21 protein-coding genes and 1 pseudogene are annotated in these 20522 nt (G+C 38.9%); 8 read left to right on the top strand and 14 right to left on the bottom strand.

The annotated features are described in order from the left end of the window. Window positions 1–23 precede the first annotated feature (23 nt). From dltB to OZX60_00145, 3 genes are read right to left on the bottom strand one after another with little or no spacing between them, the layout of a single operon-like run. The gene (gene dltB / locus OZX60_00155; GenBank protein WEV45214.1) at window positions 24–1238 is read right to left on the bottom strand and encodes a D-alanyl-lipoteichoic acid biosynthesis protein DltB; all 1215 of its coding nucleotides are present in this window, start codon (window positions 1236–1238) and stop codon (window positions 24–26) included. Continuing rightward, entirely contained in the window at window positions 1238–2707 is a 1470-nt protein-coding gene (dltA, locus tag OZX60_00150) for a D-alanine--poly(phosphoribitol) ligase subunit DltA (GenBank protein WEV45213.1), read from the bottom strand. The genes dltB and dltA overlap by 1 nt, the downstream gene beginning before the upstream one ends. A gap of 12 nt (window positions 2708–2719) precedes the next feature. Further along, window positions 2720–2869 (bottom strand): teichoic acid D-Ala incorporation-associated protein DltX, encoded by a 150-nt coding sequence (locus OZX60_00145; protein ID WEV45212.1) that lies wholly within the window; start codon window positions 2867–2869, stop codon window positions 2720–2722. A 171-nt stretch (window positions 2870–3040) separates the two neighbouring features. Here OZX60_00145 and OZX60_00140 point away from each other — a divergent pair, with 171 nt between their 5' ends. The 4 genes from OZX60_00140 (at window position 3041) to acpP (ending at window position 6826) form a co-directional block, all read left to right on the top strand. Continuing rightward, window positions 3041–4663 (top strand): ATP-binding cassette domain-containing protein, encoded by a 1623-nt coding sequence (locus tag OZX60_00140; GenBank protein ID WEV45211.1) that lies wholly within the window; start codon window positions 3041–3043, stop codon window positions 4661–4663. Between the two features lie 44 nt (window positions 4664–4707). After that, window positions 4708–5508, top strand: coding sequence for a Cof-type HAD-IIB family hydrolase (locus OZX60_00135; protein WEV45210.1), 801 nt, complete (start codon window positions 4708–4710; stop codon window positions 5506–5508). 72 nt (window positions 5509–5580) lie between these two features. Beyond that, window positions 5581–6591, top strand: a complete 1011-nt coding sequence (gene plsX, locus OZX60_00130) for a phosphate acyltransferase PlsX (GenBank protein WEV45209.1) — start codon at window positions 5581–5583, stop codon at window positions 6589–6591. After that, window positions 6584–6826 carry an acyl carrier protein gene (gene acpP / locus OZX60_00125; GenBank protein WEV45208.1) on the top strand — a complete coding sequence of 81 codons (243 nt, stop codon included), beginning with the start codon at window positions 6584–6586 and terminating at the stop codon, window positions 6824–6826. The genes plsX and acpP overlap by 8 nt, the downstream gene beginning before the upstream one ends. 31 nt (window positions 6827–6857) lie before the next feature. On the opposite strand, the gene OZX60_00120 is transcribed toward acpP, so the two are convergent. The 3 genes from OZX60_00120 to rpmF all read right to left on the bottom strand — a co-directional run bounded on the left by OZX60_00120 (window position 6858) and on the right by rpmF (window position 7432). After that, window positions 6858–7037, bottom strand: coding sequence for a hypothetical protein (locus tag OZX60_00120; protein WEV45207.1), 180 nt, complete (start codon window positions 7035–7037; stop codon window positions 6858–6860). 62 nt (window positions 7038–7099) lie between these two features. Beyond that, entirely contained in the window at window positions 7100–7249 is a 150-nt protein-coding gene (gene rpmG / locus OZX60_00115; protein ID WEV45206.1) for a 50S ribosomal protein L33, read from the bottom strand. Between the two features lie 12 nt (window positions 7250–7261). After that, complete coding sequence (gene rpmF, locus OZX60_00110; GenBank protein WEV45205.1) at window positions 7262–7432, bottom strand: 50S ribosomal protein L32; 171 nt, start codon at window positions 7430–7432, stop codon at window positions 7262–7264. Window positions 7433–7791: 359 nt separating this feature from the next. Between rpmF and hisS the strand changes: the two genes are divergently transcribed. The 4 genes and pseudogenes from hisS to OZX60_00090 all read left to right on the top strand — a co-directional run bounded on the left by hisS (window position 7792) and on the right by OZX60_00090 (window position 12649). Then, on the top strand, window positions 7792–9078 hold the full coding sequence (gene hisS, locus OZX60_00105) for a histidine--tRNA ligase (protein ID WEV45204.1): 1287 nt from the start codon (window positions 7792–7794) through the stop codon (window positions 9076–9078). Next, window positions 9078–10832: an aspartate--tRNA ligase gene (aspS, locus tag OZX60_00100; GenBank protein WEV45203.1), complete on the top strand. Its 1755-nt coding sequence runs from the start codon at window positions 9078–9080 to the stop codon at window positions 10830–10832. Before hisS ends, aspS begins: the two co-directional genes overlap by 1 nt. Window positions 10833–10893: 61 nt before the next feature. Next, window positions 10894–11739, top strand: a pseudogene (locus OZX60_00095) (YitT family protein). A gap of 34 nt (window positions 11740–11773) precedes the next feature. Next, a complete protein-coding gene (locus OZX60_00090; protein ID WEV45202.1) occupies window positions 11774–12649 on the top strand; it encodes a YitT family protein in 876 nt (291 codons plus the stop codon). Between the two features lie 30 nt (window positions 12650–12679). Here the strand turns inward: OZX60_00090 and OZX60_00085 are convergent, their stop codons facing one another. The 8 genes from OZX60_00085 to OZX60_00050 all read right to left on the bottom strand — a co-directional run bounded on the left by OZX60_00085 (window position 12680) and on the right by OZX60_00050 (window position 20492). Next, window positions 12680–14074 carry an amino acid permease gene (locus tag OZX60_00085; GenBank protein ID WEV45201.1) on the bottom strand — a complete coding sequence of 465 codons (1395 nt, stop codon included), beginning with the start codon at window positions 14072–14074 and terminating at the stop codon, window positions 12680–12682. Between the two features lie 148 nt (window positions 14075–14222). Next, on the bottom strand, window positions 14223–16250 hold the full coding sequence (gene ftsH, locus OZX60_00080) for an ATP-dependent zinc metalloprotease FtsH (GenBank protein WEV45200.1): 2028 nt from the start codon (window positions 16248–16250) through the stop codon (window positions 14223–14225). Window positions 16251–16400: 150 nt separating this feature from the next. After that, entirely contained in the window at window positions 16401–16940 is a 540-nt protein-coding gene (hpt, locus tag OZX60_00075) for a hypoxanthine phosphoribosyltransferase (protein WEV45199.1), read from the bottom strand. Between the two features lie 4 nt (window positions 16941–16944). Beyond that, entirely contained in the window at window positions 16945–18186 is a 1242-nt protein-coding gene (gene tilS, locus OZX60_00070) for a tRNA lysidine(34) synthetase TilS (protein WEV45198.1), read from the bottom strand. Between the two features lie 3 nt (window positions 18187–18189). Next, window positions 18190–19485 (bottom strand): serine hydrolase, encoded by a 1296-nt coding sequence (locus OZX60_00065; GenBank protein ID WEV45197.1) that lies wholly within the window; start codon window positions 19483–19485, stop codon window positions 18190–18192. Window positions 19486–19545: 60 nt separating this feature from the next. Beyond that, window positions 19546–19842: a hypothetical protein gene (locus OZX60_00060; GenBank protein ID WEV45196.1), complete on the bottom strand. Its 297-nt coding sequence runs from the start codon at window positions 19840–19842 to the stop codon at window positions 19546–19548. Further along, entirely contained in the window at window positions 19835–20233 is a 399-nt protein-coding gene (locus OZX60_00055) for a septum formation initiator family protein (protein ID WEV45195.1), read from the bottom strand. Before OZX60_00055 ends, OZX60_00060 begins: the two co-directional genes overlap by 8 nt. Further along, complete coding sequence (locus OZX60_00050) at window positions 20208–20492, bottom strand: RNA-binding S4 domain-containing protein (protein WEV45194.1); 285 nt, start codon at window positions 20490–20492, stop codon at window positions 20208–20210. Before OZX60_00050 ends, OZX60_00055 begins: the two co-directional genes overlap by 26 nt. Window positions 20493–20522 lie beyond the last annotated feature (30 nt).

Below are 20522 nucleotides of genomic sequence, written 5' to 3'. Positions count from 1 at the left end.
ATTATATTTCCTCTCAAATTTTCTTATCTAAAAAATAGTTTATCAAGGAATCCTGAGAATATCAAGAATCCTACAAACACCACCTGAATCGTTAAGAAGATTGCAAAAATCTCCGTAAATTTATTGTGTGGAATTTGATTTTTATGTTTTCTCTTGTAACGGAGCCAAGCATCATTTATAACAAGTCCTAAACCATGGAAAAGGCCATACACTATATAATACCAGGTAACCCCGTGCCAGAATCCCATTAAAAGCATGTTAAGGATGTAAGCAACATTTGCTGTAGTAACACGGCTCTTGAAGACTTTTTTCTTCATTAAGGTAAAGGTCAAACGCATGAAAACGAAATCCCTAAACCAGAAACTTAGGCTGATGTGCCATCTGTTCCAGAAATCCTTTAAGTTCTTTGAAATAAAGGGTCTGTTAAAGTTCATTGGTGACTTAATCCCAAAAATATATGAGATTGCCACAGCAAATAGGGAATAACCAGCAAAGTCAAAGTAGAGATCAAGCCCGTAAACGTACATGTATCCCATTAAAGACCAAGACAAGCCACCGCGTGATAAGGCCCGGTCCTCAACATAAGGCATGGCGATATCCTTTAGCATATAAGCGATGATAAATTTAAACAGGAAACCAACCATGATATACCAGACAGCTTTTTGAATCATATCCAAATACTCATCTTGGCTTGGCAAATTGTCATAGTCCTTTTCAAAACGCTCATAACGGTCAATTGGCCCACTTGTAAAGGTCGGCATAAATAGGACGAATTTAAAGAACATCCACGGATTAAAACCTGATATCACACCGTCTCTTGCCGTCATAACCATCCCAGTCGACCTAAAGGTCAAATAGCTTATCCCAATAAAACCTAAAAGGGAATTGTGACCTAAAAGAGCAGGTGAAACCTTAACAATTACAAGGGGAAGAATCGATAGGAAGGTCATCAGATAAAATACAAGAGTATTATTTGAATTCTTCCTGTAGGTCAGATAAGATCCAACAACTACAAACTCCCAAGCAATGTAGGCAAGAAGGGCCAAACCTTGATCAACTTTTCCTCCTGTGAACATAAGGAAGATAAAAACAAATTGTACCAAGGCCTCGTAGACGTGAAATCTCCTCTGGCGGTAAATTCCAACTGCTACTGGGATAAGGGCAATGGCTAGGTAGAAAAAGTATTGTGGATTCCCATAAGCATCGAGATTCGGTATCTTATGTAAAAAGTCAAGCATTACTTGTTCACCTCAGCAATTACAGCCTTAAGATCAATCTTACCATTTGGTGAGATTGGCAGGCTGTCTACATACTTGAAACGACTTGGAACCATATAAGGCATCATCATATCATTAAGCTCAGCCTTAATGGCATTTGTTAGTTCAATATTTTTTTCAAAATCGTTTTCCTCAGGAACCACATAAGCAATCATGGCTTGAACCTTGTGGTCAGCTCCGTATTTAGGAACAGCTACACCTGACTTAACATATTTTGATAGGTTAAGGAAGTGGTTCACCTCTTCAAGCTCAATCCGGTAACCGTGGAGCTTGATTTGGAAGTCCTTGCGACCTCCGTAGTGGAGGATGCCATTTTCATCAAATTTACCTAAATCTCCAGTTTTATAAGCTGGAACCCCGTCAATTTCATAAAAGGCTTCGTCTGTTTTCTCTGGGTTATTCATATAGCCTTTTGAAACTCCAGGTCCTGCAATGACGATTTCTCCGTCAACGATGTGGATCTTAGTATCAGGTTTAACACGACCGATAGGTAGGCGCTCACTTGATTCAATGATATCACTTGTAATTTCAATCTCAGTAATGGCTACAGTTGCCTCAGTTGGCCCGTAGGTATTAAAAATTTGTGCTTGAGGGAAACGTTCCTTAAGCTTTTTAGCTGTACCAACAGTCAGCTCCTCACCACAGAAAAGGAAATGCTTAAGGTCTGGGTAATTGTCCTGGTTAAACTCTGGCGAAAGCATGGCAATCTCAGAGAAGGACGGAGTTGACACCCAAACCTGTAAATTCATCTTAGGAAGAACCGCAAAGAATTGAGCAAAATCATCAGCCACTTCTTTAGGAAGAGCCTTTAAAACTCCTCCTAAGGCTAAAGTTGGTGCCCAGTCCATAACCGATAAATCGAAAGAATATGGTGGCTGAGCCAAGGTTACTGGTTTTTCAGGTAAATTAAAATCAGCAAGCATCCAGTTTGTAAAGCTTAAAAGATTGTTGTGACTGATCTGCACACCCTTTGGTTTACCTGTTGTACCACTTGTAAAGATGATGTAGTAGTTTTCGTCCCCACTAACAAAGTTTACAGGGTCAATTACAGGTTGACCTGTAAAGATCCCTTCAGTTAATTCAATGACTGGAATGTCAACTTCAAGTGGAAGTTCGTTTACAGGAATAAGGGCTGCAGGACTTGCAATCTCAATGATTCCTTCGATTCGTTCAATTGACGAGTTTACATCAACTGGAATATAAGCATGTCCTGATTTAACTGAAGCCAAAAAGGCTACTAGCATGTCAAATTGATGACCACCGTAAACCATGATTGGAGCTTCTTTAGGTAGATCTTGTTTAAGTAAATAGTCAGCAAGTTGGTCAGATTTCTCTTTCAAATCACCATAGCTATATACTTGCCCTAAATAATCGTAAACAGGACTTCCTGCATCATGACCATCAATAGTTTTAATCATATTATCTATCATAGTTACCTCCTCCTAAAATTCATTATACAAGAAGCCACCCTGGCCTATTCCCGAATAGTGGTATAGATAGAGTAATCCTACAAGGATAACAAAATATAGTACTGTCCTAGCCGTAAAATTAGCAATACGGTTGCCAGTAAAAAATGTCTGTATTTTTTTCATGTCTCTATTATATCACATTGGAAAAAATTCATACTTACAAAAATGTAAGATTTAGGCTTCTAACTACCGCTCTCTGGACATTAACTTTTCCTTATAATAATGCCCTGAGATTTACTTTTAGCTAAAAAACCTGTAAAATAGAAGAATATATCTACATTAATAGGAGAAAAAATGCTTACAGTTAACGATATCAGTCTACAATTTTCAGACCGCAAACTTTTTGATGAAGTAAACATCAAATTTACTCCGGGGAACTGTTATGGACTTATCGGTGCCAATGGTGCTGGTAAATCAACCTTCCTCCGCATCCTAGCTGGTGACATTGAGCCATCTACAGGTCACGTTTCACTAGGACCTGACGAACGTCTTTCAGTTCTTCGTCAGAACCACTTTGACTATGAGGAACAAACTCCACTTGACGTGGTTATGGCCGGAAACGAGGCCCTTTCTAAAATCGCCACTGAAAAAGATGCCATCTACATGAACCCTGAGTCAACTGATGACGACTTCATGCGTGCTGCAGAACTTGAAGCACAATTTGGAGAAATGGGTGGATATGAAGCCGAAGGTGAAGCTGCTTCCCTTCTACAAAACCTGGGAATCCCAGTGCACTTACACAATGATGTTATGGCCAATCTTACAGCTGGTGAACACGTGAAGGTCCTACTGGCTAAAGCCCTCTTTGGTAAACCAGACGTCCTTCTACTAGACGAGCCGACCAATGGTCTTGACATCCAAGCCATCAACTGGCTGGAAGAGTTCCTAATCAACTTTGAAAACACCGTAATCGTCGTATCCCATGACCGTCACTTCCTAAACAAGGTATGTACCCACATGGCTGACCTTGACTTTGGTAAAATCAAACTTTTCGTTGGTAACTATGATTTCTGGAAGGAATCTAGTGAGCTTGCTCTTAAACTGCAAGGGGACCAAAACCGTAAGGCTGAAGAAAAAATCAAGGAACTTCAAGAGTTCGTTGCCCGCTTCTCAGCTAACGCCTCTAAGTCCAAACAAGCAACATCACGTAAGAAAATGCTTGATAAAATCGAACTTGAAGAAATCGTTCCATCAAGCCGTAAATACCCATTTATCAACTTCAAGCCTGAACGTGAAATCGGTAATGACCTGCTTTCAGTAAAAGACCTTCGCATCGAAATCGACGGAGAAGTTATCCTTGATAACATAAGCTTCATCCTTAAACCAGGTGATAAGGCTGCCTTCATCGGACAAAATGACATCCAAACAACTGCTCTTATGCGTGCACTAATGGGTGACATTGACTACACTGGTGAAATCAAATGGGGTGTTACAACCAGCCAATCATACCTTCCAAAAGATAACTCACGTGACTTTGCAGGTGGGGAAACAATTCTTGACTGGCTTCGTCAGTTTGCCAGCAAGGAAGAAGACGACAATACCTTCCTACGTGGTTTCCTTGGACGCATGCTCTTCTCAGGAGAAGAGGTTAACAAGTCAGTTAACGTGCTTAGTGGGGGAGAAAAAGTCCGCGTTATGCTAAGTAAACTTATGCTCCTTAAGTCTAATGTCCTTGTACTTGACGACCCAACAAACCACTTGGACCTTGAGTCAATCTCAGCCCTAAATGATGGTCTTAAGGCCTTCAAGGGAAGTATTCTCTTTGCCAGCCATGACCACGAGTTCATCAATACGCTAGCAAACCATATCGTTGTTCTTTCTAAGAACGGGGTTATCGACCGTATTGATGAAACCTATGATGAATTCCTTGACAACAAAGAGGTTCAAGAAAAAGTTAAGGCCCTTTGGAAAGACTAAGTAAGTAGTCTGGCCTCGTTTTCAAAATTTTAAGGGAGATAGATTTGATTAAGTTAGTAGCAACCGACATGGACGGAACCTTCCTCAAGGAAGATGGAAGCTTTGACAAACAACGTCTAGGGCATGTCTTAGAAGAATTTAAAAATCAAGGACTTATTTTTGTTGCAGCAAGTGGCCGTCAACTTGCTAGCCTCAAAGATTTATTTTCAGATTTTACAGATCAGGTAGCCTTTATCGCTGAAAATGGAAGTATCGTTGAATACAAGGGTGAAATTCTTTATGAAAATAAGATGAATCCTGATGAATATAAGAAAATTACTAAAATTTTAGCAGAGCATCCACATGTTCATAAAGATAGTATTTCCTTATCAGGAAAAGAATCAGCTTATATCCTCAAGGCTGCAGGTGATGAGATTATTACCCACTTTAAGAGATACTATTCAAATGTTAAATTAATTGACAACTTTGATGATCTTAAAGATGACGTTTTAAAAGTTATGGTTACCATCCCAAGGGAACATGTTTTAGACGCTCAAGAATGGGTTAATGAAAGAATCAAACCTTACAGGGGAGTAACTACTGGTTTTGAATCAATTGATATTATGGCAGGACATGTCAATAAGGCTCTTGGTCTTAGCCATTTAGCTGCTAAGTTAGATATCGATCCATCAGAAATGGCAGCCTTTGGCGATAATTTAAATGACCTAGAAATGCTTACCTATGTCGGTCACTCTTATGCCACAGAAAATGCTCGTGACGAAGTTAAAAACATTTGTAAATATCAAATCGGTCACTGCGATGACGAAGCTACAATTGGTCAAATTGAAAAATTAGTAAATTTGTGATAGACTCTTCTAACACAGAATAAGAATGCTAGGTAAAAGATTCTTTTATCTACTGAAAAAATTGGAGAAATTATGAGAATTGCTATTGATGCGATGGGTGGTGACCACGCTCCAAAAGCTATTATTGATGGAGTAAACTTATCTAAAAAAGAATTTCCAGATCTTGAATTTATTCTTTTTGGTGATGAAGAAAAGATTAAAGAACACTTAACTGATGATACAAATATCAAAATTGTCCACACCAGCCAAAAAATTGAAGGTGATGATGAGCCCGTAAAGGCCATTCGTCGTAAAAAAGATTCAAGTATGGTCCGTGCTGCCCAGGCAGTCAAGGACGGAGAGGCTGATGCCCTCCTATCTGCAGGAAATACTGGTGCTTTACTAGCAAGTGGTATCTTTGTCGTAGGACGTATCAAACAAGTTGAGCGCCCTGCTCTTATGTCAACACTCCCAACCTTAAATGGTCAAGGATTTGACATGCTTGATTTAGGTGCCAATGCAGAAAACACAGCCAAACAGCTTCGTGACTATGCAACCCTTGGAAGTTTTTACGCCAAAAATGTTAGGGATATTAAAAAACCTCGAGTAGGTCTTTTAAACAACGGAACTGAGGCTTCAAAGGGTACTCCTGTTATCAAGGAAGCCTACCAATTACTTAAAGCTGATGAAAGCATTAATTTTGTTGGTAATGTTGAAGCTCGTGACCTGCAAGAAGGACTTGCTGATGTTATTGTGGCTGATGGCTTTACAGGAAATGCCGTCCTAAAAACAATGGAAGGTACCGCAAGTAACATCATGAAACTCCTTAAAGGAGCGATTAAAGAAAGCGGGATTTCTGGAAAACTTGGAGCCCTCCTTCTTAAGGATAGCCTAATGGGTCTTAAGGATAAAATGGATTATGAAAAAGCTGGTGGAGCCGTACTATTCGGACTAAAATCACCAGTAATCAAAGCCCACGGCTCATCTTCTGGTGAAGCCATCTATTCGACCATTAAGCAAATCAACAAAATGCTTGAAAGTGATGTTGTTGGACAACTTGTAAAATATTATCAAAAAGAAAGTGAAGAAGAGATAAATGACTAAAGAAGAAATTTTTAACCAGATAAAAACTACCTTGGTAGAAAATCTAGAAGTGAATCCAGAATCAATCACAGTAGATACAGATATCGTTGACGATCTTCACGCTGACTCAATTTCAATTATGGAATTTACTCTGGCACTTGAAGATGAATTTAACATTGAAATTTCTGATGAAGATGCTGAAAAGATCATCACAATCGGAAATGTTATCGACTACATCGCTGATCAAAAAGCATAATAAAAAAAGACGTGTGAGTCACACGTCTTTTTTATAGCCCACCTTGAAAATCTGTATCAACTTCTTGTACATAATCCTTATAATAATCAAGTAAATCCTTTTTAAAAGCTTGGTACTCCTCTTCTGAATAGGTGTCACCTTCCAGTTGAAGCTTAAAAAATGGCATCTTAAGTTCTTCCCTAATTCTTCCCTCAAACTCTTCTTTTGTCATAAACTTTCCCTTTCTATAATCTTTTCTACAATAAAAGCCCATCAAAAGATAGGCTTAAATTATTATTTAACTTCCTTGAAAACAACGTGTTTACGTAGTTTTGGAGAGTATTTTTTAAGTTCAAGACGGTCTGGGTTGTTACGTTTATTTTTTTGAGTTAGATATAAACGTTCACCAGATTCTTTGTGTTCCAAAGTAATGTTTACGCGCATATTAGCCCCCTATTAATCCTTAGTAACTTTACGACCTTTGTAGTATCCTTTAAGTGATACACGGTGTGAACGGTTGTAATCACCTGTAGTCTCATCAAAAGTTACAGTTGGAGCTGAAATTTTGTAGTGAGTACGGCGTTTATTTTTTTTAGATTTTGAAGTACGACGTGCTGGTACTGCCATGTGTATGTCTCCTTTTATTTTATTCTTTGACTAGGCACTGGGCCCTTAAATTCAAATACTTTAGTATCTTAACATGTTTTTGAAACAAATACAAGAGTTTTGTAAAGTATTTTTACTTTACAAAACCATATCTTTGCCAAAAAAGAAAATTTTAATCTTGAGGAATATGAAATCATCTGTTACAATAGCCCTAACAGAGAGTATCCGATTGCTGAGAGGGTACAAAATGAAGGTGACTTATATATCGTTGGCTACGTTATAGCCAGTAAAGGCAGGACTTTTCCTGTGAAAAAAGGTGGCACCACGTAAACTACGTCCTTGGATTTTATCCAGGGGCTTTTTCTATAGAAAGGAATCCTATGAAACTACAAAGACCAAAAGGTACTGTAGATATCATGCCTGAAGAAAGCGCCAAGTGGCAGTTTTTAGAAGAGACTGCAAATCTTGTCTTCTCAGGCTACAACTACAGTGAAATCCGCACCCCAATTTTCGAACACTATGAGGTAATCAGCCGTTCTGCTGGAGACACCAGTGACATCGTAACTAAAGAAATGTACGACTTCAATGACAAGGGAGATCGCCATATTACCCTTCGCCCTGAAGGTACAGCTCCAGTAGTCCGTTCATATGTTGAAAACAAGCTTTTCGCTCCCGAGGTGCAAAAGCCAGTCAAACTTTATTATACAGGACCAATGTTCCGCTACGAGCGCCCTCAGGCCGGCCGTCTGCGTCAGTTCCACCAAATCGGTGTTGAGTGCTTCGGATCAAAAAATCCGGCTACTGACGTGGAAACCATCGCCATGGCCAAAGCTCTTTTTACCCAACTAGGTATTGAAGGAATCAAGCTCCACCTAAACAGCCTAGGAGACAAGGAAAGCCGCGCTAATTACCGCCAGGCTCTGGTTGACTACCTTACTCCATTTGAAGCTGAGTTGTCTGACGACAGCAAGCGCCGTCTGAATGAAAACCCGCTTCGTATCCTTGACAGCAAGGACAAGCGTGACCGCGAAATTGTAGCAAATGCCCCTCAAGTTCTTGACTACCTGACTGAGGAATCAGCTGAGTATTTTGCACAAGTTCGTGCCATGCTTGAAGCCCTAAGTATCGACTACATCATCGACCAAACCATGGTTCGTGGTCTCGACTACTACAATGATACTATCTTTGAGTTCATGATTGATGTTAAAGGAACTGAACTTACCATCTGTGCCGGTGGCCGTTATGACGGGCTAGTTGAATACTTCAATGGACCTGCAACACCAGCCTTTGGATTTGGTCTTGGTATGGAACGCATTCTTCTAGTCATGGAAGAACAAGGAATTGAAATTCCTGTGACAGATTCCCTTGATGCTTATGTGGTAGTACTTGGTGAGGCCGCAAACCTTGAAGCCCTAAAACTTGTGGAAAGCTTGCGCAATCAAGGATACTCTGCAGACCGCGACTACCTGGGACGCAAGATCAAGGCTCAATTTAAGTCAGCTGAAGCCTTCAAGGCAAAACTTATCATTACCTTGGGGGAATCTGAAGTTGAATCTGGAAACATTACTGTTAAAAACAACCAGACCCGCAAGGAAGTTACAACTACACTTGAAGAAATCTATGAAGATTTCAACCAAATTTTCGATCAATTAGAGGAGGTTATGTAATGAAAAGAACGATGTATGCTGGTGAAGTACGCAGCGCAAATGTTGGTGAAACAATCACCCTTAAAGGATGGGTTGGCCGCCGCCGTGACCTTGGTGGGCTAATCTTTATCGACCTCCGTGACCGTGAGGGGATTATGCAGCTTGTAATCAACCCAGAACACGTGGCACCTGAAGTTATGGAAACCGCTGAGTCACTTCGCAATGAGTATGTTATTGAGGTTACAGGTGAAGTTGTCCGCCGTGCTTCTGCAAATGACAAGGTAGCTACTGGGGAAGTAGAGCTTGCTGTTGAAAAACTTGCTATCCTAAACACTGCCAAAACTACTCCATTTGAAATCACCGACGACATGAAGGCCAGTGACGAAACTCGTCTTCGTTACCGTTACCTGGATCTGCGCCGTCCTGAAATGCTTAACAACTTCAAACTGCGCCACCAGATCACTAAATCAATCCGCCACTACCTGGACGATCTTGACTTCATCGACGTGGAAACACCAGTCCTAACCAAGTCAACACCTGAAGGAGCCCGTGACTACCTGGTACCAAGCCGTGTGTCTGAGGGACACTTCTATGCCCTCCCACAAAGCCCTCAAATTACTAAACAGCTTCTAATGAATGCTGGATTTGACCGCTACTACCAAATCGTTAAATGTTTCCGTGACGAAGACCTTCGTGGAGACCGTCAGCCTGAATTCACCCAGGTCGATCTTGAAACATCATTTCTTAATGAACAAGATATCCAAGACCTAACAGAGGGACTTCTTGCTAAGGTTATGAAGGAAGCACTGAATATCGACGTGCAACTGCCATTCCCGCGCATGAGCTATGATGATGCTATGAACTTCTACGGAAGCGACAAGCCTGATACTCGTTTTGAAATGAAGCTGCAAGACCTGTCTGACCTTGCTAAAACAGTTGACTTCAAGGTCTTCTCAGAAGCCCCTGCCGTTAAGGCAATCGTTGCTAAAGGTGCAGCTGACAAGTACTCTCGTAAGGACATCGACAAGCTTACTGACTTTGCCAAACAATTTGGTGCCAAAGGACTTGCCTGGATTAAGGTTGATGGTAGTGAACTAACAGGACCCGTTGCTAAATTCCTAACAGACAAGACTGAAGCCCTTCTTCAAACACTTTCAGCTGAAGATGGAGACCTGATCCTCTTTGTTGCTGATGAGTTAGAAGTTGCCAATAACACTCTTGGTGCTTTACGTGGTCGTCTGGCTAAAGAGCTTGATTTAATCGACACTGACAAGTTCAACTTCCTTTGGGTAATCGACTGGCCAATGTTTGAATACAGCGAAGAAGAGGGCCGCTACATGTCAGCTCATCACCCATTCACTCTTCCAACTAAGGAAACTGAAGAATTCCTTGAAGGTGACGATTTGCAAAAAGTACGTGCCGTAGCCTATGACGTGGTTCTTAACGGTTACGAGCTAGGGGGAGGAAGTCTGCGTATCAATACCCGTGAACTTCAGGAAAAAATGTTCAAGGCCCTAGGCTTTAGCCAAGAAGATGCCAATGATCAATTTGGATTCCTTCTGGAAGCTCTTGAATACGGATTTCCACCACACGGAGGACTGGCTCTTGGACTTGACCGCCTAGCTATGCTTCTTGCCAAAAAAGATAATATTCGTGAAGTAATTGCCTTCCCTAAAAATAATAAGGCAAGTGATCCAATGACCGAAGCACCAAGTCTTGTTGCACCAAAACAACTTGAAGAGCTTAGCCTGTCAATTGATCTAGATAAAGAGTAAGCCTATGAAAATGCCTTTTACTAAAAGAAGTTCCGACGATATTAGGACCCAAAACGCTATTGAGCAGTTTACTGAAAAGTTCTCTGCTTCAATCGTTTACGCCATTCTTTCTAGTATTGCGGTGAATTTCTTCTTTGTCCCTGGGCATGTCTACTCAGCTGGAGTTACAGGTATTGCTCAGATTCTTTCGACACTTAGTGTCCACCTATTTGGCTTCAAGGTTCCAGTTGCCGTTACCTTATATGTCATAAATATTCCCCTTTTCATCCTTGCCTGGTATAAAATAGGACATAAGTTTACTTTATACACAATTTTAACCGTAACCTTAAGCTCTGTTTTCATGCAAATAATACCAGAAGTTGTGCTTACCAGTGATCCGATAATCAACGCCATCTTTGGGGGACTTATCATGGGAGCTGGGATTGGCTACAGCTTAAGAAATGGGATTTCAAGTGGTGGAACTGACATTATAAGTCTCGCCATCAGGAAGAAAACAGGTCGAAATGTTGGCCATATATCCTTAATGTTCAATGCCTTAGTTGTCATCATAACGGGACTTATCTTTGGTTGGAAGTATATGTTCTACTCACTTTTTACAATTTTTGTCTCAAGTAGAGTTACAGACGCTATTTACACCAAGCAAAAGAAAATGCAGGTTATGATTGTAACTAAAAAAGCTCCTCAGGTATGTGAATTTATCCAAAATAAATTACACAGGGGGGTTACAATAATAAACAACGCCGAAGGTGCTTATAGTCATGATGAAATGACCATCTTACTCACAATCATCACCAGGGCAGAGTTTTCATACTTTAAAAATAACATGAAAAAAGTTGATGGAAGTGCCTTTGTTTCAATTTCAGAGAATGTTAAAATTCTTGGAAATTTTGAAGAAGATAAGGACTAAGTTACTTTTTTCCAAAATTATAAGGGGGATTTCTATGAAAAAAAGAAGGTTGACTTTCAATCCAGTTAATCTACTAATGATTGCTTTAGGAACAGCTATTTATTCTTTTGGCTTCGTTGAATTTAATATGGGAAACGACCTAGCAGAAGGTGGGGTTAGTGGAATTACCCTAATTGCTCACGCCCTTTTAGGTATCAATCCAGCCTATACTCAGCTACTCCTAAACATTCCCCTCTTCTTTCTCGGTTATAAATATTTAGGCAAGAGTTCTCTTGCCTATACTATCTATGCGACCTTCTGTATGTCCTTTTTCATCTACCTCTTCCAGAAACTTTCAATTCAAATTGATATAGGTGGTGACTTTTTAATCGCAGCCATTCTAGCTGGTACCTTTGCAGGTATTGGAACAGGAATAATATTCCGTTTTGGAGGCACTTCAGGTGGTTCTGATATAGTTGCTAAGGTTTTTGAGGAAAAAAGAGGAATTCAGTTGGGTCAAGCCCTTCTTCTTATTGACGTCTTAGTCCTTCTTGCCAGTCTTTCATACATTGATATCAAACACATGATGTATACCCTAATTGCAAGTTTTGTTTTCAGTAATGTCGTGGATCTGGTCCAAAGTGGTGGATATACTGTCAGAGGGATGATTATAATTACTGATAAGGCTACAGAAGCTGGTCCAAGAATTATGGAGGAAATAGAGCGAGGAGCAACCTATCTGAATGGAGAGGGTGTTTACTCAGGTCTTGATAAAAAAATTCTCTACATTGTTCTTTCGCCGCAGGAAATAGTTGAAGTTAAAAAAATAATGGCACAAATTGACCCTAATGCCTTTATCTCAATTATTAATGTTCATGAGGTTGTCGGAAGTGGCTTCTCTTATGAGGTTAAAAAGAAGAAAATTTTCTAAACAAAAAAAGTTGGCTTAACCAACTTTTTTTTATTTCTTATTAAGCTCACTATGTTTATAACCATATGTGAAGTAGATAATTGTTGCAATTAAAAGGGTAATTCCAAAGGCAGCCCAAGTAATTAAACTATATTGACTCATAAAGCTCACACAAATAACAATTGAAATAATCGGTAAAAGTGGAACTAACGGTGTTTTAAATTGTCCCTTTTCAGGAAGTCCTTTATCATGCCTTAATTTAATAATCCCTAAGGCTAAAAGAATTAAGTAAGCAAGGGTACAAATGTTTACAAATTCTGCCAGCTGATTAAGACTACTAATTCCTGCAGCCACAGCAGATCCAAAACCTGCTAGTAAGGTAGCATTCTTTGGAATTTTAGTCTTTTTAGTAAGGCTACTAAAAGTTTTTGGAAGAAGACCATCACGACTAATACCGTAAATCATACGAGCAAGGGCAAAAACCATTGAGATACAAACTGTAACAAGAGTCAAAATAGCAACTACTGAAATATAATTTGCAGCCCAAGGCATTCCAACATGACGAAGGGCAAAGGCTAAAGGATCTGCCACATTTAACTTAGTATAATTAACCATACCAGTAAGGATAAGAGTTACAACGATGTAAAGTAAAGCTACAATAGCTAGGGCTCCACCAATACCACGCGGTACTGATTTTTGAGGTTCAATCGCTTCATCAGCAGCTGTACCTATTGATTCATAACCTAAGAAGGCAAAGAACATGATAGCAGCTCCACCAAGGATTCCCTTGTTTTGACTAGGATCTCCAAAGAACGATCCCCATCCGTAAGGAGAGAAGTTAGACCAATTTTCAGGCTTAATAAAGAAAATACCTACGATGATAAAGAGGGCTAAGGCTGAAAACTTAAGGGCAACCAGGGCACCATTAAAGCGAAGGGCAACCTTTGAATCCATAAGAACGATACCAGTTACCAAGAGAATTACAAGAACCGGTAGAATATCAATGTAAGTTCCTTGAGCTGGATCAAATGGTCCACTTAGAGCTGTTGGTAGGTTAATGTGAAAAAGTCCTTTTAAATATGAAGCCCAACCACTTGCAACACCAGAAACGGCTGATAAAAACTCCATAATAACAAGCCATCCTGCAATCCAAGCTATAAATTCTCCAAAAATAGCATACAGATAACCATAAGGACCTCCAATTACAGGTAAACGAGATGCAAATTCAGCAAAGAATAGTCCTGAAATACCTACTGCTAGTGCAGCAATAATGATTGATATAACAAGGGCAGGTCCTGCATATTCTGCTGCTCCAATACCTGTAATAGTGAATATTCCACTACCAACTACTGCTCCAAGTCCTAGAAAAATAAGATCAAAGGTCCTTAAATGCCTTTTCATCTCAGTCTTTCCTGAACTCAAATTCTTCTTACGAAAGATGTTCATAAATTATTCCTCTTAAAAAAAAATTCCTCCATTGCGATATTTCCATAATATTCACACAGTTTAAAGGTATTTTCAATTTTACTATAAATAAAATCAAAAAACAAGGTAATAACAAGAGTTAATAAAATCACAAAAAAAGCAACTGATACTAATCAGTTGCTTCTCCTTCTTCCTTTTCTTCAATGACTTGACGGCTGTGGTCAATCTTATCTGATTCAGCCTTAGCTTCCTCATAAGTTTGTGCAACCTCAGGTTCGTCATCAACGAAGTCTGCTGGCATCTTACCAGTCTTATAGATACTCATAATTTGACGAGCATCAAGAGTTTCATATTTAAGTAAAGCCATAGCAATATTTTTATGGGCTTCACGGTTGTCTTCAATGATTTGAAGAGCCTTGTTGTGAGCTTCTGAAATAATGCGGCGTACCTCTTCATCAATAGCAACAGCAGTCGCCTCACTATAGCCCTTAGTTTGACCGTAGTCACGGCCAACAAAGACTGACTGGTTACCTTCATATTGAACAGTACCAAGTAAATCACTCATTCCGTATTGAGTTACCATGGCACGAGCCAGCTGAGTTGCTTGCTCAAAGTCATTTGAAGCACCAGTTGTAATTTGATTGAAGATAATTTCCTCAGCACTACGTCCTCCAAGGAGTCCTGCAAGACGTTCTTGCATGTCTTCCTTAGATAGAAGCATTTGATCCTCTTTTGGAAGGGAAATCATATATCCACCGGCACGTCCACGAGGGACAATTGTTACCTTGTGAACCACATTGGCATTAGATAAAACAAGTCCTACGATTGTATGTCCTGCCTCATGGTAGGCCACAACTTCACGTTCCTTATCAGATACCTTTTTATCACGCTTAGCAGGACCGGCAATAACTCGGTCTTCTGCCTCATCGATATCACTGGCATCAATGACTTTTTTATCACGACGGGCTGCTACAAGCGCTGCCTCATTAAGGACATTTTCAAGGTCTGCTCCTACAAAACCAGGTGTCTGCTGAGCTACAACCTTAAGGTCAACGTCAGGTCCAAGTGGTTTGTTTTTAGCATGAACGCGAAGGACTGCTTCACGACCCTTAACATCAGGTGCTCCGACTAAAATTTTACGGTCAAAACGTCCTGGACGAAGAAGGGCTGGATCCAACACGTCACTACGGTTGGTTGCAGCAATCACGATAATACCTTCATTACCTTGGAAACCATCCATCTCAACAAGCAGTTGGTTGAGGGTTTGTTCACGTTCATCGTTTCCACCGCCCATACCGGCTCCACGTTGGCGACCAACTGCATCGATTTCATCGATAAAGATAATAGCTGGAGCATTTTTCTTAGCATTTTCGAAGAGGTCACGTACACGGCTAGCACCGACTCCGACAAACATCTCAACAAAATCAGAACCTGAAATTGAGAAGAACGGAACGCCAGCTTCACCGGCTACAGCTTTAGCTAGAAGGGTTTTACCAGTTCCCGGAGGTCCCTCAAGAAGGACACCTGCAGGAATGCGAGCTCCAAGATCCGTAAATTTCTTAGGATTCTTAAGGAACTCAACAACCTCAACCAACTCTTGCTTTTCTTCTTCAGCTCCTGCAACATCCTGGAAGCGAACCTTAACAGCAGCTCCGTCTTGTTGCTTAGCCTTAGATTTACCAAAGTTCATGGCATTTCCAGCACCACCACGGCCTCCACCGTTAGCACCCATCATCATGTAGAAGAAGCCAACTAAAAGGATTAGTGGTAAAAATGACATCAAGTAGCTAAGCCATACACCACTCGAACTTTCAGGTGTCACCTTAATCTCAACTCCAGCATCATTTGATAATTGTTGGATTTCTGCAATCGTTGAATCATTGGTTAAAACAAGGGTTTTATACTTGCTTACCTTAACGCTTGAAGAGCCAAATAATTTTAACTCAGAATCGGTCGTAACTGATTTTTCAGACTTGTAGTCACCTTTGATTTCTAAGAGACCGTTAGAGGGTTGATAGCTAATGTTTTCAATCTCACCAGCCTTTAACTCCTTAACAAATTCCGTATAATCCACCTTATTTACTGAAGTAGAAGTATCACCTAAAAACCAATTAAGACCAAATACTACAGCAATGACAAGTAGGACGTACAAAAAGGAATTTTTTACAAAACCATTGTTTTTCCTATTGTTATTCATCTATATCCTTTTCTAAAACTTTAATTTTTATATATTATGACAGAATTCTTATAAAATTCCAATTATAAGCACCGGCAAAGGTTCTAAACACTTATATCTAGTAAATTATAAGACATGAGCCCCAAAATAGATATGGTACTTAAGACTGGTTTATTGGTAAACTTCTTCCTTTAAAACACCAATGTATGGTAAATTACGGTAATTTTCATCGAAATCAAGACCATAACCTACAACAAACTCATTTGGCACTTCAAAACCAACATAGTCAGCTGTAATATCAACAACACGACCTTCAGGTTTATCAAGTAAGGTTACAATTTTAACAGAGTTAGCCTTACGGTGCTCTAAAAGTTCAGCAAGATATTTAAGAGTACGACCTGTGTCGATAATATCTTCAACGATTAAAATATCACGACCTTCAACACTTGTATCAAGGTCTTTAATTAATTTAACTTCACCACTTGATGAAGTTCCTCCGTGGTAGCTTGAAACAACCATGAAGTCCATCTCTAGGTGTGTATCAATTCGCTTAGTAAGGTCTGCTAAGAAAGGAACTGAACCCTTAAGAATTCCAACAACTAGTGGATTTTTCCCCTGGTAATCTTCTGTAAGGGTACGGCCTAATTCAACAGCACGCTCCTGTAATTCATCTTCTGAAACCAAAATTTTCTTTATATCTTGTTCTAACATTTTTTCACCTCTCATAGTAGTATAAAGTATCTTTAATTTTAGCATTTTTAAGCGATTTACTCAAATCACTTGTAGCTAGCCCAAGAATTTCGTAGATTTCTCCATCAACAATCAAAATCTGAGCATTATCCCTCACAAGTAAAGGAATTTTTTGGTCAATAAAATATCGCCTCAACTTCTTGTTTATCCCATTTATTAAGATTTTATCCCCAGCCTGTCTATTTCTTGTGGAAAAGTCAGCATTCTGTGGAATATAAACCTCCCGGTAGTCTTTCGCGTCTGGCTTTATTCTTGAAATTTCAAACTGAGGGGTCTCAAGAGTGTGATCCTGCCTTACAAAATAAAAACTATCCTTGTCTTTAACAAATCTGTAGTCCTTAGAGATATCAGAGATAAACTGACCAGGCCTTGTAATAACTTGGTAAAGCTCAGTAAACTGCTTTCTACCAATCTTTAAATCAGGAAATTTCCCTAGGTAATCTTGCAAAATAAAGTGTCTGAGAGATTCACTCTGCTTCATAAAAATAGCCAAATCTATCTTTTGATCTGACAGACCCAGTCTTGAGATATTTTCCTCAATCACATTCAGAGCCATGTTGACTTCTCTAGTCAGGGATAAAATTCCCTCCTTAAAAGACGGATTAATCTCCTCTAGTTGAGGAATTATTTGATTTCTAATCTTATTTCTTAGATATACATTTTCCCTATTAGTATAATCATCAAAAAAATTTACCGTCTTGAAATCAGATTTATTAAATGGCAAAAGGGGCCTAATTAATTCTCCTGTTGCAAATTCTTGCCTTTCCTTAATTCCAGTAAGATGACGCAAACGATTACCCCTTATTTCCCTCATAAGGACTGTCTCAACTATATCATCTGCATGATGGGCAGTCACAAGAGCTGTAAAGTCGTATGTAAACATAAGTTCCCTAAAAAAGGAATATCTGAACTCACGTCCCTTATCTTCAGAGAATTCTCCTGTAAACTCTCTTGTAAAGATAGGTATGGATAAACCCTCCATCCGGTCCTTTAAGATTCTTTCTTCCGTGTCACTTTCTGATCTTTGCTTATGGTTTACATGGGCAATACCAAGTTCAATCCCAAGCTCCCCCCTTAAATCATAAAGTAAGTCAAAAAGGGTCTGAGAATCTACGCCACCAGAAAGTGCAATCAAAACTTTTTTGTGGCCCTTAAATAAGCCCTTCTCTTCTACTGATTTTAAGAATCTATCCTTCAGATTGTCCACAGACTAACCCTCCTTCAAAATATCGTACACTTCTTTTGATAGCCTACTGATTAGTTCAATATCCACATCATTTTGGGTTTCAATACTTATTACATAAGGTCTTGAACTTTCAACTATAGCCACATCATGATGAAAATCATATGCTTCACCAATTTTATGGGCAACTTCTAAATCACCAGGTAGATATTTGCAAATTCTTTGATTATCAAAATCAGTATTTTTTAAAGCCTGATAACTTTGTCCATTAAGCTTGTGTAACTCTACCATCAACCTAGCTGACATCCTGCTTGAGGCCAGTCGATCCACTAAATTCCATTTTCGACCAGCCAGTTGACTAATATCTGCATCAAATGCTTCCCTATCAGTTTCGCACAAATAATAGGCCAGTAGATTACTTGCAACATTATCAGAATGTTTCCCAGTATAGGAAATAAGATCGGATAATTTATAATCCTTATTGTCAGCCTCTTTACTCAAGACGCCACTCCCTGCAGGTTGAAAGGCAAAACTGCCATTATTTACAGCATCAATATACTTATAGGACTGATTAGGATCCAGACCAGCCAGAATTTGTTTTTGGACCCAATATAAAATAGGAAGTTTGGCTAGACTGGCTGAGTACATCAGGGAATCAGGATTTATAGAGGCACTTTCTTCAGAGGCCAAATCCTGAATGTAAATGGAAAAGTTATCACTATTATAATTGTCATTTAATAACCTTTGAATTTTTTCATAGGAAGGATTCAAATCGGTTAATTGGTCTTTTTTTATCCAGGTAAGTTCACCCTGATTTTCAAAAGACACAAAAATCTGCCCGTCAATTTCAATTTCATCCTGTAAAGATAAATTTACACCTTCATTTACATAGTTGTAAATAATATTTAAATTTTCCTGGGGTAGTTTATAGCTTCTAGTCGATGATTTTACAGTTTTTATTTCATCAATTGTTTTTTTATAGGCTATTTCAGTAGTATGAATCAAGGATTTCAAAGCTGGTACATAAGAATTATCCTCCATTTGAAAGAGCATTATTCCAGAGCTTGATTCAATCAAGGATTTTATTTTCAAATTAGTAAAAGCTTCAATCATTCTACTTTTAACTGTCAATTCCTTGTCAATGTATGTCCAAGTATCTGTAAAGACACTTGCATGCTTTGGCATTAATTGGTAGTACTTATCTAAATCACTACTAATCTCAGTTGCCGCTGCCTCTTTTTCCTTGAGTTTATTGTAAGTATATGTCCCAATTCCCAAAGTCAAAAGAGAGGTAAAAACCAATAAATATTTTGTTTTTTTCAAAAATATTCCTCACTTTAAGACAAGTAAAACATCAACTTCTGTCAATCAAAAGTTGATGTTTTACTTGTCTAATGTTTTCCGAATTTCCTTATTCTTTTCCTGTATATCCTCAAGAACTTGGTACGAATCCGCTAAAAAATTTTCGTATTTTTCAGAGAAAGACTCTGCTAGTATTTCAAGATTCAATTTTCCGTCAGAAGTTTCTTCTAAAATCTTTATCAAGACTAAATCTCCCTTGTGGTAAACTCCTTTTTTAGGAACATTCGCCCACCGGGCAAGACCACTTCGGTTATCGTCTAAATCGATAAAAATACCAAATCTTGTTACATTAGAAATTTCGTATCTCTTCTTATTCATTTTCTTTACTTGTATTAGAATGACTTATTAGCTCAGGGATATTAAAAATGAGCTCGCCATCCCTTGAATAGAAGTACTTAGCACGCGCATACTTGGCAACATAGTCGTCATCTTGTAATTTAACAACCTGCTTTTCCTTAAGAGCAATCGACTGAGTAAGTTTGTCATTTTCTTCATTGTAGGTCTTCTCAAGAGCAATATTTCTCTTTAAATCTTGATAACCTGAAACAAGATTCAAAGCTGCAAAAGATAAAACCATGGCAGAGACAACTAAAACAATACCCATATGCCTACGATCTAAGAATCTTCCCTTAGCAAGTTTATTCTTTTTAGTCATTTGCATATTGGTATAATCATTATTGAGCCTAACAACCTTCTTTTTCTTGGTCATCTTGATTCAACCTCTTCTCGCTAATCAACTCATACATTTTACTTGCATCTTCTTTTTTAGTACTATCTTTTGTTTCCAGTACACGTACTTCAACAATTTTATTTCCAAATTGGATTGTTAGAAGGTCTCCGTACTTCACAGTACTTGAACTTTTAGCCAATACACCATTAAGTTTTATTCTTCCCTTATCAGCGACTTCTTTAGCGACGGTACGTCTTTTGATAAGTCTACTTACTTTTAAAAATTTATCTAATCTCATGACTAGATTATAACACAAAAAAATATTAGT

It is taken from the genome of Streptococcaceae bacterium ESL0687 (assembly GCA_029392475.1).
GTDB lineage: Bacteria > Bacillota > Bacilli > Lactobacillales > Streptococcaceae > Floricoccus.
This window is presented reverse-complemented; position numbering and strand designations above follow the sequence as displayed.

Bases quoted from the DNA above. Each gene is read 5' to 3' on its own strand.
- dltA (WEV45213.1), bottom strand. From the start codon at position 2,707: ATGATAGATAATATGATTAAAACTATTGATGGTCATGATGCAGGAAGT.
- OZX60_00085 (WEV45201.1), bottom strand. From the start codon at position 14,074: ATGAACATCTTTCGTAAGAAGAATTTGAGTTCAGGAAAGACTGAGATG.
- acpP (WEV45208.1), top strand. From the start codon at position 6,584: ATGACTAAAGAAGAAATTTTTAACCAGATAAAAACTACCTTGGTAGAA.
- ftsH (WEV45200.1), bottom strand. From the start codon at position 16,250: ATGAATAACAATAGGAAAAACAATGGTTTTGTAAAAAATTCCTTTTTG.
- plsX (WEV45209.1), top strand. From the start codon at position 5,581: ATGAGAATTGCTATTGATGCGATGGGTGGTGACCACGCTCCAAAAGCT.
- OZX60_00050 (WEV45194.1), bottom strand. From the start codon at position 20,492: ATGAGATTAGATAAATTTTTAAAAGTAAGTAGACTTATCAAAAGACGT.
- OZX60_00120 (WEV45207.1), bottom strand. From the start codon at position 7,037: ATGACAAAAGAAGAGTTTGAGGGAAGAATTAGGGAAGAACTTAAGATG.
- hisS (WEV45204.1), top strand. From the start codon at position 7,792: ATGAAACTACAAAGACCAAAAGGTACTGTAGATATCATGCCTGAAGAA.
- OZX60_00060 (WEV45196.1), bottom strand. From the start codon at position 19,842: ATGAATAAGAAGAGATACGAAATTTCTAATGTAACAAGATTTGGTATT.
- dltB (WEV45214.1), bottom strand. From the start codon at position 1,238: ATGCTTGACTTTTTACATAAGATACCGAATCTCGATGCTTATGGGAAT.
- rpmF (WEV45205.1), bottom strand. From the start codon at position 7,432: ATGGCAGTACCAGCACGTCGTACTTCAAAATCTAAAAAAAATAAACGC.
- hpt (WEV45199.1), bottom strand. From the start codon at position 16,940: ATGTTAGAACAAGATATAAAGAAAATTTTGGTTTCAGAAGATGAATTA.
- OZX60_00055 (WEV45195.1), bottom strand. From the start codon at position 20,233: ATGACCAAGAAAAAGAAGGTTGTTAGGCTCAATAATGATTATACCAAT.
- aspS (WEV45203.1), top strand. From the start codon at position 9,078: ATGAAAAGAACGATGTATGCTGGTGAAGTACGCAGCGCAAATGTTGGT.
- OZX60_00090 (WEV45202.1), top strand. From the start codon at position 11,774: ATGAAAAAAAGAAGGTTGACTTTCAATCCAGTTAATCTACTAATGATT.
- rpmG (WEV45206.1), bottom strand. From the start codon at position 7,249: ATGCGCGTAAACATTACTTTGGAACACAAAGAATCTGGTGAACGTTTA.
- OZX60_00140 (WEV45211.1), top strand. From the start codon at position 3,041: ATGCTTACAGTTAACGATATCAGTCTACAATTTTCAGACCGCAAACTT.
- OZX60_00145 (WEV45212.1), bottom strand. From the start codon at position 2,869: ATGAAAAAAATACAGACATTTTTTACTGGCAACCGTATTGCTAATTTT.